This window comes from Actinotalea subterranea, assembly GCF_008364845.1.
Lineage (GTDB): Bacteria > Actinomycetota > Actinomycetes > Actinomycetales > Cellulomonadaceae > Actinotalea > Actinotalea subterranea.
On the sequence record NZ_VTTP01000001.1, the window covers coordinates 442004 to 457496 of the forward strand.

Below are 15493 nucleotides of genomic sequence, written 5' to 3' on the forward strand. Positions count from 1 at the left end.
CATGACCGCACCCGCGAGGCCCACCCCCGTGCACCCCGTCCCCCGGCTGCGCGCGCTCCGGCACCCCGTCCCCCGGCTGCGCGTCCCGAGCCGCACGCGGCGGGCTGCGTCGGCCGTCCTCGCCGCGGGGACCGCCGCGCTCGTCGTCGCGGCGCCCGCCGCCGGCAGCGGTGCGGCGCGCGCGGCCCTGCCCGAGGGCGACGTGGTCGTCACCAACACCGAGACCGTGCAGGCACGGCTCGACGCGACGGGCCGGCTGCGGGAGGCGCGCGTCTACGAGCAGCTCAGCCTCACGGGCCACGGGACCGTCGAGGTGCTCAACCCGGTCTCCGACCAGGGCCTGCGCGACCTCGACGGCTTCGGCGGCTACGACGTGAGCGACGGGATGCTGCGGGCCGAGGTGAGCGTCGACGGCGAGCGCCGCCTGCGCACCGTCAGCGACTTCACGGACGACCTCCCGCTCGGTGTCGAGGTCGAGTACCGCCTCGACGGGACGGAGGTGACGCCGGGCGGCGTCGTCGGCCGGTCGGGGACGCTCGAGGTCCGCTACACCGTCACCAACCTCACGGCGCGCCAGGACACCGTCACCTACGACGACGGGACCGGGACGCAGGTGTCGACGACGGCCGAGACGGTCGTCCCGATGATCGGCCAGCTCGTGACCACCCTGCCGCCGACGTTCACCGCGGTGAGCTCCGACGAGGCCAGCATGGCCGGCGACGGCCGCGGCGGCACCCGCATGACCTTCCAGATGACCCTCTTCCCGCCCATCGGGTCTCCCACGGCCGAGTTCGGGTACACCGCGCAGATCCGCGCCGGCGTCGTGCCACCGGCGACCATGACCGCGCTGCCCGTCTCGCCGCTCACGAGCCCGTCGTTCAAGGGCGGCTCCGCGAGCTACGCGAGCGGTGCCGCGAGCGGCGTCGACCTGACCGCCGGCGCCGTCCAGATCGACGCCAACCTCCTCGCCCTGCACGACGGCGCGGCCTCCCTCCTCGAGGGCCTCGTCCAGCTCCGTGACGGTGCGGCAGAGCTGTCCGCCGGGCTCGCCGGCTCGGCGGCGCCCGGTGCGCAGACCCTCGCGGACGGCCTGCGCACGGCCGACGCCGGGGCGGCGAGCCTCGCGGGCGGCGCGCGTCGCCTCGCGGATGGGAGCGCGCAGCTCGACGCCGGGCTCGCCTCCGCCGAGGGCGCGGTGCCGCAGCTGCTCGGCGGACTCACCCAGGTCGACGGCGGCCTCGCGAAGATCGACGCCGGCCTGGCCCAGCTCGCGGGCCCGGCGGGCCTCGGACGGATGGCCACGGGCATCGGCTCCGCGAGCACCCCCGGGACGCTCCTGCACGGCATCGACCAGCTGCGCACCAAGGTCGCCGCCGCCGTCGCAGGTCTCACGACGCTGCAGACGGCGGCGGGGGCCGCGGCCGGCCAGGTCACGGCCGCCGGGGACCTGCGCGCGGTGTCGACGAGCATCACGACCCTGACGGCCGGCGACCCGGGCATGGCGGCCGCGACGCGGACCGACCTCGACGCGATCGCCGCCGACCTGACGACCCGCGCGGCGCGGCTCGAGGCCGCGACCGCGTACCTCGCGGGCGTCACCGGGGGCCTCGCGAACCTCCGCAACGCGCTCGACCCGGCGGCCGGCTCCGCCCTCGTCGCGATCGGCTGCGGCCTGAGCGCAGGCGCCTACCCGGGCATGTGCGACCCCGCGCGGCCCGGCCTGCTCGAAGGCCTGACGACGGCGATCGCGTCGGTCGGGAGCCCGACGGCCACGCCCGCCGACCAGGCGGGCCAGACGCTGCGGGGCGGGCTCAACCTCACGCGGGGCGGCGTCGGACAGGTCTCCGCAGGGGGCCAGGGGCTCCTCGCCGGCCTGAGCCGACTCTCCGACGGCGCGGGTGTGCTGAGCGCCGGCACCACCGAGCTCGTCACCGGGTCCACGGCCCTGTCCGGTGGGACGACCCGGCTCACGACCGGCGCGGACGAGCTCGCCGAGGGCCTGCAGAGCGCCGCGGACGGCTCGACCGAGCTCGCGTCCGGTCTCACGACGGCCGCCGACGGTGCGCCCGCCCTGGTCGACGGGACGGCGCGGCTGTCCGCCGAGGGCACCTCGGTGCTCGTGGAGAACGGGAAGCAGACGGCCCAGGACTACGGCGTCAAGTACGCCGTCATCGAGGCCGGCGCCGAGCGCGCCGCCCAGGAGGGCATGGCCTTCGGGGCTCCCGACGGGGCGGCCGCGGCGACCGCGTACTCGATCGAGATCGCCGGTGCCGACGGGTCGGGCGCGCAGAACGTGGCGCGCGGCCTCGGGTCCCTCGCCCTCTTCGGGCTCGGTGGTGCGCTCACTGCACTCATCCGTCGACGGTCGGCCTGACCGGGGCCGGCTCGGCGGCACGCAGCGAGGCCTCGAGGTCCCGGACGGCTGCGCGCAGGGCACCCTCCGCGTCGACGCCCGCGACCTGCGCCTGCACCACGAGCGCGAGGAGCGACCTGCCGAGCTCGGGTCCGGACGACGCCTCGGCCGGTCGCGGGGCGTCGCCCCCGCCGGCCGGGGTGTCCAGGCCACCGGCCGGGCTGTCCAGGCCCGCGACCGGGGCGTCCAGGCCCGCGGCCGGGCCGTCCAGGCCCGCGGCCGAGGTGTCCAGGCCGGCCCGACGGGCCCGGGCGAGGACCGCCTGCGCACGTGCGAGGGCCGGCAGCCCCGCCGGGATGCCGTCGAGCGCCGATGCGCGCTGCTTCTCGGCACGCTTGATCTCGTCCCAGCGTGCGCTCACGTGGGCGGCGTCACGCACCTGAGCCTCGGCGAACACGTGGGGGTGCCGCCGCCGGAGCTTCGCCGCGATGCCCGCGGCGACGTCGTCCAGGTCGAACGGCTCGGTCGGGTGCTCGGCAGCGACCCGTGCGTGGAACACGACCTGGAGCAGGAGGTCACCCAGCTCCTCGCGCAGCGCAACGCGGTCGCCGGTCTCGACCGCCTCGACGACCTCGAAGACCTCCTCGACGGCGTAGGGGACGAGCGACTCGTGCGTCTGCTCGGCGTCCCACGGGCAGCCCCCGGGCGAGCGCAGCCGGTCCATGACCTCGACGAGGTCCGCGAGCGCGTCCGAGCGTCGGGGACCGGCCGGGCTCACGTCGCGCTCAGTCCGTCGTGCCGGTGCTCGCCCCGGCAGCCTCGTCCTCGGCCTCGGTGGCCACGATCCACGGGAGGTCGGGGCGCGCGATGGTCGCGGTCGCGAGGTCCGCCTCGCCGTACCGCGGGTTGACCTCGACGTCGAGCGCCTGGACCTCGGCGTCCAGCTCCTCGACGATCTGCTGGGCGTCCGGCAGGCCCTGCAGCTTCTGCAGCGCGAGGCTCATCCGGATGATCTCGACGGAGCCGTCACCGAAGTCGGGCACGGGGTCGAGGCCCGCGTCCACGGCGCTCGCCTCCATGGCCTCGAGCGCGTCGTCGCGCGACACGCCCACGCCGTGCTCGGCGGCCGCGTCGATGAACGTGGGCGCGACGATGAGGAAGACGAGCACGCGGCCCGCCTCGGGCACGGTCCCCAGGCTCCCGAGGTCCTCCTGCGCCCGCTCGAGCGTCGCCTGCGAGATCGTGCGGTCCTCGAGGACGGCGGCCGCCCGCGGGTCGGCGGTGCACCCGGCCAGCACGAGGGCACCCGCGAGGATCCCCGTCGCCGCCGCCACAGCCCTGCGCGTTGTCGCCACCCGTCCGACCTCCTCGCACCGGGACGCCGGTCGGCGTCCGCGCCGCCCATCGTAGGCGACCCTCCCGCGCGTCGTGCTCAGCCCGGGGCGGTGCGGGCCGGTGCGCACGCGGGCGCCGCGTCTCACTGCCGCGCGCCTGAGGCGGTGCCGCCCGCCGCCGCACCGGCAGCGGCCGCGACGCTGCCCTGGAGCACGGCGCCGATGAGCTCCCGGGCCCAGGCGAGCAGCTCCGCGCCGGCGAGCGGTCGTCCGCCGATGCGCGCGGTCGTGGGGAACGGCACGAGCACGGTGCGGATCGCCGGCTTGAGGATGGTGCCCGGGTACAGGCGCTTGAGGCGCAGCGTCGCGGACTCGGGGAGCTCGACGGGGGCGAAGCGCACGTACCGGCCCTGGGCGGTGACGTCGGTGAGCCCGACCTCGCGCGCGAGGTTGCGGAAGCCGGCGACCTCGAACAGGTTGTCGACGGCCGGCGGGACGGGTCCGTACCGGTCGACCAGCTCGGCGCGGACGGCGTCGAGCGCCTCACCCGTCGTCGCGTCCGCGATCTTGCGGTACGCCTCGAGGCGCAGGCGCTCGTGCTCGATGTACTCCTGGGGCACGTGGGCGTCCACCGGGAGCTCGAGCGTGACGTCGGCGGGGCGCTCGTCGGGCTCGCCGCGGAACGCCGCCACCGCCTCGCCGACCATCCGCACGTACAGGTCGAACCCGACGCCCGCGATGTGCCCGGACTGCTCGCCGCCCAGCAGGTTGCCGGCCCCGCGGATCTCGAGGTCCTTGAGCGCGATCTGCATGCCCGAGCCGAGGTCCGTGTTCGCCGCCATCGTCGTGAGGCGGTCGTGCGCGGTCTCGGTCAGCGGCCGCTCCGGCGGGTACATGAAGTACGCGTAGGCGCGCTCGCGGCCACGGCCCACACGCCCCCGCAGCTGGTGGAGCTGGGACAGGCCGAGCAGGTCCGCGCGCTCGAGGATCAGCGTGTTGGCGTTGGAGATGTCGAGGCCCGTCTCGACGATCGTGGTGCAGACGAGGACGTCGAACCGCTTCTCCCAGAAGTCCTGGATGACCCGCTCGAGCTGGTGCTCGCCCATCTTCCCGTGGGCCGTCGCGATGCGGGCCTCCGGGACGAGCTCGGCCAGCCGGGCCGCGGCCTTCTCGATCGAGCTCACCTTGTTGTGCACGTAGAAGACCTGGCCCTCGCGCAGCAGCTCGCGTCGGATGGCCGCGGTGACCTGCTTCTCGTCGTAGGCCCCGACGAACGTGAGGACCGGGTGACGCTCCTCGGGCGGCGTCGCGAGCGTGGACATCTCCCGGATGCCGGTCACGGCCATCTCCAGGGTCCGCGGGATCGGCGTCGCGCTCATCGCGAGGACGTCCACGTTGGTCCGCAGCTGCTTGAGCGTCTCCTTGTGCTCGACGCCGAACCGCTGCTCCTCGTCGATGATGACCAGGCCGAGGTCCTTGAACCGCACCTGGCCCGTGATGAGCCTGTGCGTGCCGATCACGACGTCGACGGAGCCGTCGACGAGGCCCTCGACGACCTCACGCGACTCGGACTCGGACTGGAACCGCGAGAGCGCCTTGACGGTCACGGGGAACGCCGCGTAGCGCTCGGCGAACGTATCGAGGTGCTGCTGCACGAGGAGCGTGGTGGGCACGAGGACGGCGACCTGCTTGCCGTCCTGGACCGCCTTGAAGGCGGCCCGCACCGCGATCTCCGTCTTGCCGTAGCCGACGTCGCCGCACACGAGGCGGTCCATCGGCACCGTCTTCTCCATGTCGGCCTTGACCTCGTCGATCGTCACGAGCTGGTCGGGCGTCTCGACGTACGCGAAGGCGTCCTCGAGCTCGGCCTGCCAGGGCGTGTCCGGGCCGAACGCGTGGCCCTGGGTCGCCATGCGCGCCGAGTAGAGCCGGATGAGCTCGCCGGCGATCTCCTTGATCGCCTTGCGCGCACGGCCCTTGGTCTTGGCCCAGTCCGAGCCGCCCATCCGGTTGAGGGTCGGCGACTCGCCGCCGACGTACTTGGTCACCTGGTCCAGCTGGTCGGACGGCACGTAGAGGCGGTCGCCCGGCTGGCCCCGCTTCGACGCCGCGTACTCGATGACGAGGTACTCGCGGGTGCCCGCCGTCGGGCCTGTCCCGATGGTCCGCCGCACGAGCTCGACGAACCGGCCGACGCCGTGCTGCTCGTGCACCACGAAGTCGCCGGCACGCAGGGCGAGCGGGTCGACGACGTTGCGGCGGCGCGACGGCATCGAGCGCATGTCCTTCGTGGACGTGCCCGCGCGCCCCGTGAGGTCCTGCTCGCTGAACACCGCGAGCCGGAGCTCGGGCGCGACGAAGCCCCGCCCGCCGGACGCGGGCGTCACGAGCACGACCCCGCCCTCGGGCTCGGCCGGCACCTCGGCGACGAGCCGGGCGGGCACGTCGAAGCCGGAGAGCTGCTCGACCATGCGCTGCGCCGGGCCGTGGCCCTCGGTCGTCAGGACCAGCCGCCAGCCGTCCCGCTGGAGGTCGCGCAGGTCCGCCACGGCGGCCGGGACGTCGCCGTGGTACCCGCGCACGTCTCGCGCGGCGACGACGAGGCTCGCCCCACCCGCGGCGTCGGCGTCCCGCTGGCCGTCGTCCCCGGATCCCTCGACCCCGCCGGGCCCGTCCGCCTGGCGACCCGTGCCAGCCTCGCCGTCGAGCGTGAAGCTGCTCAGGGTCCACCAGCCCAGGTCGCGCTCCAGGGCGAGCTCACGGGTCTGCGCGTAGCTCGCGAACGACGCGGCCCGCAGGTCGATCGGCGTGCTCCCGCCCGCGGCGGCAGCCGTCCACGCGGCGTCCAGGAACTCCTGGGACGTCGCGAGGAGGTCGTGCGCCCGGCGTCGGACCCGCTCCGGGTCGGCGACGGTGACGAGCGTGTGCCCGGGCAGGAGGTCGAGGACCGGGACCATGCGGTCCACGAGCACGGGGGCGAGCGACTCCATGCCCTCGACGGCGATGCCCTCCGCGAGCTTCTCGAGCATCTCCGCGGCACCCGGCAGCTGCTCGGCGAGGGCCGCGGCCCGGGCGCGCACCGGGGCCGTCAGCAGGATCTCGCGGCACGGCGGCGCCCACACGCCCTCCGGCGCGATCTCGAGGCTCCGCTGGTCGGCCACCGAGAACCAGCGGATCTCCTCGACCGTGTCCCCCCACAGCTCGATGCGCAGCGGGTGGTCGTCGGTGGGCGGGAAGACGTCGAGGATCCCGCCGCGGACGGCGAACTCCCCGCGTCGCTCCACCATGTCGACGCGCGTGTACGCGGCCGCCGCGAGACGCTCCGCGACGTCCCCCAGGTCCACCTGGTCACCCGCGTGCAGGGCGACCGGAACGAGCTCCCCGAGGCCGTCGACGACGGGCTGGAGCAGCGCGCGCACGGGCGCGACGAGGACGCGGATGCGACCCGACTGCCCGGCGTCGTCGGTCGGGTGGGCGAGGCGGCGGAACACGGCGAGCCGGCGAGCCACGGTGTCGCTGCGCGGCGAGAGGCGCTCGTGCGGAAGGGTCTCCCAGGCGGGCAGCACCGCGACGTCGTCGGACGGCAGGTAGCAGCGCAGCGCTGCCGCGGTCTCGTCGGCGTCACGCCCCGTCGCGGTCACGACGACCACCGGTGCGGGGGCCGCGGCGTCGCCCGCCGTCGCGACGGCCTGGCTCAGGGCAGCCACGAGCGGCGCCCGCACGCCTGCCGGGGACACCACGTCGACCTGTCCTCGCCCCGCACGGGTGCGCGCGAGCTCGACGGCCTCGGCGGCCGCCGGGTCGGTGAGGAGGACGGGCAGGATGCCGGTGAGGTTCATGGGTCCAGATCCGTGAGCGCGGGACGGGGTCGGACGTGCCGGCACCGGGGCCTGGTGCCAGGCGGCGGGCAGCACGACGAGCCCCGTTCCAGCGAGGAGCGGGGGTGGTACGAGTCTACGAGGCACCTGCGACACCGCTCGGCGGCGCAGATGCGTCGGCCGCCCGGAGCGCAGCCGCGTGGGTCGCCCGAGGGCGCGGCGCCACGCCGCCCGGCCCGGCGCGGCCGCGCACGCTCAGCGGTGCGCGCGCGCCTCCGCGGCAGGCTCCGGGGCGCCGTCGAGCACCGCGAGCGCACGGCGCAGGGCCGTGCTCGAGGTGTGCACCGTGTACGGGAAGTACACGACGTCGACGCCGACCGAGGCGAAGTCCCGCTCGAGGCGCTCGCCCTTCGGTGTGCCGCGCCAGTCGTCGCCCTTGAAGATCACGTCGAAGCGGACCGACTCCCACGTGACGAGCTTGTCCGGCTGCGTCTCCGCGACGACCTCGTCCACGAAGGAGATGTGCCGGACGATCTCCATGCGCTCCTCGAGCGGGATGACCGGACGGCGGCCCTTGGTCACCTCGAGCACCTCGTCGGCCACGACGCCCGCGATCAGGTGGTCGCAGTGCGTCCTCGCCTGGCGCAGCAGGTTCAGGTGCCCGACGTGGAACAGGTCGTACGCGCCGGGCGCGTAGCCGATGCGGGTCATGGGGCCTCCTGGTGCCGGACGACGGAGCCGGCGACGGCGACGGCATGCGGGTTTCGTCCAGGCTAGGGGAAGTCGGGACGAACCGGACACATCCGGACGGGTGAAACCTTCCGGGCATACCTGACGAACCGCCCTGCGGGCGCCTACGCTTCACCCATGGCAGCCACGACCGACGCGAGCGTCGCACCACTTCCCGTCGCGTTCCGCACGCGCGTGACCAGCCGCGTGGCCGAGCTCGCACGCTTCGGCTCCGTCGGCGCCGTCGCGTACGTCGTCGACGTCGGCATCTTCAACCTCCTGCGGTTCGGCCCGGGAGAGCTGCTCGCCGAGAAGCCGATCACGGCGCGCATCGTCGCAGCGGCGATCGCGACCATGGTCGCGTGGGTCGGCAACCGGTACTGGACCTTCTCGTCCCAGCGCACCGCGACGCCCGCGCGTGAGCTGCTGGCCTTCGCCGTCATCAACGTCGTCGGCATGGGCGCCTCGGTCGCGTGCCTCTTCGTCTCGCACTACGTCCTGGGCCTGACGTCCGCCCTCGCGGACAACATCTCCGCGAACGTCGTGGGCGTCGCCGTCGGCACGGCGATCCGGTACCTCAGCTACCGCAAGCTCGTCTTCACCGGTCACTGAGGCCCCACCGGTCACTGAGGCCTCACTCGTCGCCGAGGCCCCGCCGGTCGCCGAGGCCCCGCCGGTCGCCGCGGCGGCCGGCGGACCGCTGCCGCCGACCGCGGACCGGCCTCAGACCGCGGACCGGCTCGCGGCCGTGACCCGGCTGCCCTTGGCCCGGCGGCCAAACACCCGCGCGAGGCCCCAGAGCGTGACCCGGAGCATGGCCTCCTTGACGATGGCCTGGCTCATCTTCGACTCGCCCGCCTCACGCTCGACGAACGTGATGGGCACCTCGACGACGCGACGCCCGTGCGCGACGGCGCGGCGCACCAGGTCGATCTGGAAGCAGTAGCCCTGGCTCTCGACGCCGTCCAGGACGAGCTCCTTGAGGACCCCCGCCCGGTAGACGCGGAACCCGCCCGTGATGTCGCGCACCCGCAGGCCGAGCGCGACACGCGAGTAGATGCTGCCGCCGCGGGACAGCAGGCGCCGGTGCCACGGCCAGTTGACGACCGAGCCGCCCGGGACCCAGCGGGAGCCGAGCACGAGGTCGGCACCGGGGACCGTCAGGGCCCGCAGCAGGTCGGGGAGCTGCTCCGGCTGGTGCGACCCGTCCGCGTCCATCTCCACGACCGCGTCGTACCCGTGGTCGAACGCCCAGGCGAAGCCTGCGAGGTACGCGGCACCGAGCCCCGCCTTCGCGGTCCGGTGCATGACGTGGACCTGGGGGTCCTGCGCCGCCATGCGGTCGGCCTCGTCCCCCGTGCCGTCGGGCGACCCGTCGTCGACCACGAGGACGTCCGCCGACGGGACGCTCACACGGACCCGGCCGACCACGGGCCGCAGGTTGTCGATCTCGTTGTAGGTCGGGACGACGACGAGGACCCGGCTCACCTCGGTCCAGTCCGCGCGCGCCGTGGTGTCGTGCTTCATGGGAGCTCCCCTCCGGAGGCCGCGACGGGCCCGTTGAGACGTGCTGCGTTCGGCGCCTGCATGGTGCCGGTGGGACGGGCCTCGGACGCGGTCTCGCGGGACGAGGTGGGACGGCGGGCGCCGGACAGGGCGTCGGACCAGGCGGTGGGCAGCGCGAAGAGCCACCCGAGGTGCACGCGCCCGGCGAGGGCACGGACGGGCAGGCTCAGGGCGATGAGGAGCGCAGTGACCACGAGCGGGTAGAGCGCCGCGCCGGCGGGGTTCGCCAGCAGCGCGCGCAGGGCCGGGCGCAGGGGGCCCACGACGAGGACCGTCAGCAGCGCGATCCACAGGGGGTGCAGCACGTACACGGCGAGGGTCTGCCGGCCCAGCGCGACACCGAGCCTTCGCACGGGGGCCCAGCGAACCGCGAGCACGACCGCCAGCACCATGAGCACCATGAACGCGAGACCGCGGGGGACGAAGACGAGGGCGTCGGCCGCACGGCCGTGCGTGAAGCGGCCGAGGCCCGTGACCCCGACGGCGACGACGGCGGCGGCCACGAGCCACACCGCGTGGGCGCGCTCGGCCAGGCGCCGCAGCACGGTCGCGCCGTAGACGCCGAACGCGAAGAACACGAAGAGCTCGGGGACCTTGTTCCACAGCTGGTCGGGGAAGCTCTGGCCGTGGACGAGCGTGGAGAGCACGGTCAGCACCGTCAGCACGACCCAGGCGGGGACGCGTCGCACGAGCGTCAGCAGGACCGTGTAGACCGCGAGCGCGAGCAGGTACCACAGCGTCGTGGCGGGTACGACGAGCTGCGCGAGGACCTCGACCGGCCCATCCACGCGGTGCGGCAGGTACGCCTGCGTGACGACCGCGTAGAACGCGGCGTAGACGAGCAGCCACACCACGTACAGGTAGTAGTTGGCGGCCGCCTTGGCGAGCGTTCCGTGGACCAGCGGGCCCGTGCGGATGCGGCGCGCCATCACGAGGCCCGACACCGCGAGGAGCACGGGCATGCGCACGCTGCCGAGGATCGAGTTGACCGTCCCCCAGAAGGGGACCTCGACGCCGTCGAGGTCGGCGATCGCTGGTGCGTAGCTCCACAGGATCACGTGGAAGAGCACGACGGCCGCGACGGAGTACCCGCGGGTGGCGTCGACCCAGTCGAGCCGGGCCGTCCCGCGCGCGTGCCCCGTCATGCCCCGCTCGCCCATGCGTGCCAGTCTCCCCGTCCGGGACCGGGCGGATCAACACGGTTCGGACAAATCACCCACCTGGCCCCCGGGGCCCGGCTGCTCATGCGCCCCGCCCCCCGAAGAACCAGCGTGGCGGCGCGTAGAGGAACCCGGCGCCGTGCCGCTGCGCGACGTCACGCAGCCGCAGGGCCGCCCAGATCGCGAGCGCGCCCACCACGGGCGGCAGGAGCCAGCCGACGACGGGCCCCGCGAGCGGCACGGTGTAGTGCAGCGCGACCGAGGTCAGCACGATCAGCGGCGTGTGCGCGAGGTAGATCGGCAGCGTGTGGGAGCCGACGTGCCGCAGGACCGCGACGCCCGAGAGGGCGCGCGCGAGCGCGATGCCGGCCAGGACCCCGAGCACGCAGTTGACGAGGTAGAGCCCCGGCACGTCCCGCAGGCCGAGGAGCCACAACGTGAGCGACACGCCTGCCCAGGCGACGGTGACGGCGGCAAGGAGACCCGTGCGCGGTGTGCGCCCGAGGCGCATGACCACGTCGCGCCCGTACATGCCGGCGAGGAAGAACACGTAGTACTTGACCGACCCGCTCCACCCGACGCTCGCGGTCTCCCAGCCGCTGAGCGCGAACGCCGCGCCGACGAGGGCGACCGCGACCTGGACCACGGGCGGCACCTTCGCCGTCGCCTTGGCGACCACGAAGAACAGAGCCAGGGCCCAGATGAACCACAGCTCGAGCCGCGGCATCACGGGCGAGAGGAGGAACGGGACGACGATCGTGCCGAGGGACCCCTCACCCTTCATGCGGACGCCGACGGCGAAGGCCGTCGAGCCGACCAGGCCCCAGACGAGGAACACCCATCCGTAGAGCCGCACCTTGACGTCGAGGAGGCGACGCCACGACCCACGGACCCACTTGGCGGCGAACAGGCCCGAGAGCGTGAAGAACAGGGGCATGCGCAGGGAGGAGACCACGGTGTTGAGCTCGACCCAGCCCGAGGTCTGCGCGCCCGCGGCCAGCAGCCAGTTCGCGGCGTGGAACAGGACGACCATGACGATCGCGATGCCCCGGCCTGCGTCGATCCAGTCGAGCCGCTCCTTGGCACCCGCCGCGCCGCCGGGTGCCGTCCGGGGGCCCGGGGCCCCGACCGGCTCGCCGCGCACCGTCCCATCGTAGGCAGCCACCCGGGAACCCACGGCGAGCGTGTCCCGGGCCGACGCCGACGCCCGGCCGGGCCCGTTCGCAGCGGCACCGACCTGGCTAGACTCGGCGGACCGACGAGGCCGGGCCGGACCGACCCGACCAGGTTCCTGACGAGGTGAGCGATGCCCGGGACGCGCACGGGAGCCGTCGCGCGTCGGCACCCGCTCCGCCCCACGCTCCTCGAGGTCCGGGTCTCCCCCGCGGCGGTCGTCGCCGCCCTCGCGGTCGTCCTCACCGCGGTGCGGTTCGAGGTCCACCTGAGCATCACCCTGGGGACGCTCCTGGGCGTCGCGCTCGCGCCGGTCTGGATCGGCTCGCTGCGCCGGTTCCGTGGCGCGAGCCTCCTGATGGGCCTGGGGGCGGCCGCGCTCGTCGCCGGGGTGTGGTTGACCGAGGTCTCGGCCGCCGACCGCCGGACGTCCGACCGGCTCCTGCTCGTCTCGGTGGTCCTCGTCCTGAACCTGCTCGTGGGTACCGGGGTGCTGCTGTGGGCCCGCACCCTGCTCCCCGACGCGCTCGTCGCGGTGCTCTACGGCGTCGGCATGCTGGCCGGCATCTCGGGCGAGGGCCGGTTCGCCGAGAACCCGTGGCGCTTCGGCTTCTCGGTCCCGCTGACCGTCCTCCTGCTCGGGCTCACGTGGTACCTGCGCCGCAAGTGGCTGGGCGTCGCCGCGGCCCTCGCCCTCGGAGCGGTCTCCGCGCTCAACGACGGCCGTTCCACGTTCGCGATGCTCGTGCTGACCGCGGTGCTCGTCGCGTGGCGCGCCGGCCCCCGGCCCACCAGCGGGCGCCGTCGGTCGACGTTGCGGTCCATGAGCCTCGTGCTGGCGCTCGGGTTCGCCGTGTACAACCTCGGGCAGGGCCTCATCCTGGACGGCTACCTCGGCGAGTCGACGCAGCAGCGCACCGCGGCCCAGATGGCCACGAGCGGCTCCCTCATCCTCGGCGCCCGACCCGAGCTCGGCGCGACGTCCGCGCTCGTGCAGGCCCGCCCGCAGGGTTACGGTGCCGGCACCCTGCCGTCCGCCCAGGACGTCACCCTCGCGAAGGCCGGCATGGCGGACCTCGGCTACGACCCGAACAACGGGTACGTCGAGAACTACATGTTCGGCTCGGGCTTCGAGCTGCACTCGATGCTCGGGGACCTGTGGGCGGGCTACGGGCTCGTCGGGGTGGCGCTGTGCGCGCTCATGGCGTGGCAGGTCGGCCGTCACTTCGCCGACTCCGTGGGCAGCCGCAGCCTCAACGCGCTCATGACCTTCCTCGTCATCCGTACCGCCTGGAACCTTCTGTTCAGCCCCCTCAACAGCTCGGTGACCCTCATGGTCCTCACGCTGGGGTTGGCCCTGGCCGTCTACGACCCCGTGCGCAGCAGCCGACGGGCCGGCGCCGACGTACGCGCGTACTCGGCGTAGACGTAGCCGAACGCGCCGAGCAGCATTCCGGCGCCGCGCACGGCAGTCCGCGCGCCGCGCGCCTGCGAGCGCAGGTCACGGGCGACGCACCCCCACCCCCACCGCGCGCCGCCGCCGAGGACGCGCACGAGGCCGCGCGCCGCCGTCGTCAGCCGCACACCGGTGCGCGCCACGACGGAGCGGCGGACGTGCACCGCGGCCCGGCTGCCCGTGTTGCCCATCCGGAACGCGCGGCGGACCACCCACGACCGGGTCGCCCGCGAGGGCGGGACGACGTCGAGGACGGCGGCCTCGTCGGACCACACCAGCCGGCCCCCGCGCGCGGCGAGCTCGAGCGCGAAGACCGTGTCGGAGCCGCCCGACAGCCCGAACTGCTCGTCGAACCGCAGGCCCCACGTGCGCACCGCGCGGGCGTCGAGCAGGAGGTTGTTCGTCGCAGCGACGCGCACCACCGTGCCGGTGGGGTGCCGCAGGCGCGTGAAGTAGCCGCCCGCGACGATCCACGGGTCGACCGGGCCGTCGAACACGGACAGGACGGGGCCGACGACGCCCGTGCAGCCCGTCTTCCGGAACGTGGCCAGCAGCGTGCGCAGCCAGTCCTCGCAGGGACGCTCGTCGTCGTCCACGAAGACGACGACCTCGGAGCCCGCCGCCTCGTCGAGGCCACGGTTGCGTGCCGCCGCGATCCCGGGCCGTGGCTCGTGCACGTAGCGCACGGGCCGGCCCGCGTACTCCTCGACGACCGCGCGTGCGGTCGGCTCCTCGTCGTTGTCGACGACGAGGAGCTCGGCGCGCGGCACCGACTCGACCTGCTCGAGCAGGAGCGGGAGCGCGTCGCGCAGGTCGTCGGGCCTGCGGAACGTCAGCGTCACGACGGTGACGTCCGCGCCCTCCCCCGCTGCCGACCCGCCCCCGTCGCTCACTCGACCGGCCCCGCCGTCAGGTCGTCGTAGCCGAACCGCACGGGACCGTTGGTCGCCGAGCCGAACAGGTACGTGCTGATCCCGACACCGCCGGGCGCCTGGAGCACGGCCGTCGAGTCGACGACCGAGGCACGCCAGGTCGCGGGCTCGGCGTCGCCGGCCTTCCACACCTTCGCCCGCACGGTGGTCGGCGACGTGCCGTCGACCTCGAGCAGCACCTCGAGCTCGTCGCCGGCCGCGAACGTCAGCCCGCTGACCACGCCGCCGCTCAGGGGTGTCCCGTTCCGGGTGACGTGGAGCTGGACCGACCCGTCGGCCTGGAGCCGCAGGCGTGCACCGTAGAAGTCGGTGGCCGAGACCCGTCGGCCCTGCACCTGCACGAAGGCTCCGCCACCGCTGGGCACCTTGTCCGCCGTGACCGTGACGCGCATCGACGTGCTCGTCGACCCGACCGCGTCGAGCGAGGAGGTCAGGGTGCCGCCAGCGACCATCGTGTGGACGCCCGTGGACCCGTCGACCGAGAACCGGCTCGCGGTGCCGACGCCCGTCCAGGCGCCACCGGCCTCGGCGATGCCCCAGCCGCCGGCCATGGTGCGGCCGAAGGAGTCGGCGGCGAACGCGTCGCCCGGCTCGGGCGGTGCGGTGACGGTCACGTCGCGCGTCGTCGAGGCCGTCGCACCGTCGTCGTCGGTCACCGTCAGGGTCACCGTGTACGTGCCCGCCGCACCGTAGGCGTGCGACGCCGTCGCACCCGAGGCCGTCGCGCCGTCACCGAAGTCCCACGCGAACCCCGCGACCGTGCCGTCCGGGTCCGAGGACCCCGATGCGTCCACCGACACCGACAGGTCCGTCGCCGTCGCCGTGAACGCCGCCACCGGGGCCTGGTTCGGCGGCGCGGCCACCGTGACGTCGCGCGTCGTCGAGGCCGTCGCGCCGTCGTCGTCGGTCACCGTCAGGGTCACCGTGTACGTGCCCGCCGCACCGTAGGCGTGCGACGCCGTCGCACCCGAG

At 74.6% G+C, this 15493-nt stretch carries 12 protein-coding genes; 3 read left to right on the plus strand and 9 right to left on the minus strand.

What is annotated here, in order from left to right; translation table 11 throughout:
- Position 1: 1 nt before the first annotated feature.
- Complete coding sequence (locus FZ988_RS02055) at positions 2 to 2374, plus strand: hypothetical protein (protein ID WP_149202318.1); 2373 nt, start codon at positions 2 to 4, stop codon at positions 2372 to 2374.
- Here FZ988_RS02055 and FZ988_RS02060 read toward each other — a convergent pair.
- From FZ988_RS02060 to FZ988_RS02075, 4 genes are all read right to left on the minus strand, one after another.
- Positions 2352 to 3131: a nucleoside triphosphate pyrophosphohydrolase gene (locus FZ988_RS02060; protein ID WP_246169092.1), complete on the minus strand. Its 780-nt coding sequence runs from the start codon at positions 3129 to 3131 to the stop codon at positions 2352 to 2354. The two genes, FZ988_RS02055 and FZ988_RS02060, sit on opposite strands and share 23 nt — an antisense overlap.
- A 7-nt stretch (positions 3132 to 3138) precedes the next feature.
- Positions 3139 to 3708 carry a hypothetical protein gene (locus tag FZ988_RS02065; protein WP_149202319.1) on the minus strand — a complete coding sequence of 190 codons (570 nt, stop codon included), beginning with the start codon at positions 3706 to 3708 and terminating at the stop codon, positions 3139 to 3141.
- A 122-nt stretch (positions 3709 to 3830) separates the two neighbouring features.
- Positions 3831 to 7526: a transcription-repair coupling factor gene (gene mfd / locus FZ988_RS02070; RefSeq protein WP_149202320.1), complete on the minus strand. Its 3696-nt coding sequence runs from the start codon at positions 7524 to 7526 to the stop codon at positions 3831 to 3833.
- 234 nt (positions 7527 to 7760) lie between these two features.
- Positions 7761 to 8216, minus strand: a complete 456-nt coding sequence (locus tag FZ988_RS02075; RefSeq protein ID WP_149202321.1) for an FAD synthase family protein — start codon at positions 8214 to 8216, stop codon at positions 7761 to 7763.
- Between the two features lie 156 nt (positions 8217 to 8372).
- On the opposite strand from FZ988_RS02075, the gene FZ988_RS02080 reads away from it, so the two are divergent.
- Entirely contained in the window at positions 8373 to 8846 is a 474-nt protein-coding gene (locus FZ988_RS02080) for a GtrA family protein (RefSeq protein WP_149202322.1), read from the plus strand.
- A gap of 111 nt (positions 8847 to 8957) precedes the next feature.
- Here the strand turns inward: FZ988_RS02080 and FZ988_RS02090 are convergent, their stop codons facing one another.
- The 3 genes from FZ988_RS02090 to FZ988_RS02100 form a co-directional block, all read right to left on the minus strand.
- The gene (locus FZ988_RS02090) at positions 8958 to 9761 is read right to left on the minus strand and encodes a polyprenol monophosphomannose synthase (protein ID WP_149202323.1); all 804 of its coding nucleotides are present in this window, start codon (positions 9759 to 9761) and stop codon (positions 8958 to 8960) included.
- The gene (locus FZ988_RS02095; protein ID WP_149202324.1) at positions 9758 to 10960 is read right to left on the minus strand and encodes an acyltransferase family protein; all 1203 of its coding nucleotides are present in this window, start codon (positions 10958 to 10960) and stop codon (positions 9758 to 9760) included. The genes FZ988_RS02090 and FZ988_RS02095 overlap by 4 nt, the downstream gene beginning before the upstream one ends.
- Positions 10961 to 11042: 82 nt before the next feature.
- Positions 11043 to 12104 carry an acyltransferase family protein gene (locus FZ988_RS02100; RefSeq protein WP_149202325.1) on the minus strand — a complete coding sequence of 354 codons (1062 nt, stop codon included), beginning with the start codon at positions 12102 to 12104 and terminating at the stop codon, positions 11043 to 11045.
- Between the two features lie 162 nt (positions 12105 to 12266).
- Here FZ988_RS02100 and FZ988_RS02105 point away from each other — a divergent pair, with 162 nt between their 5' ends.
- The gene (locus FZ988_RS02105; RefSeq protein ID WP_149202326.1) at positions 12267 to 13559 is read left to right on the plus strand and encodes a hypothetical protein; all 1293 of its coding nucleotides are present in this window, start codon (positions 12267 to 12269) and stop codon (positions 13557 to 13559) included.
- Here the strand turns inward: FZ988_RS02105 and FZ988_RS02110 are convergent.
- Positions 13499 to 14431: a glycosyltransferase family 2 protein gene (locus FZ988_RS02110; RefSeq protein WP_246169093.1), complete on the minus strand. Its 933-nt coding sequence runs from the start codon at positions 14429 to 14431 to the stop codon at positions 13499 to 13501. The two genes, FZ988_RS02105 and FZ988_RS02110, sit on opposite strands and share 61 nt — an antisense overlap.
- A 47-nt stretch (positions 14432 to 14478) precedes the next feature.
- The coding region (locus FZ988_RS02115) for a PKD domain-containing protein (RefSeq protein ID WP_149202328.1) at positions 14479 to 15493 on the minus strand (1015 nt) is incomplete at its 5' end.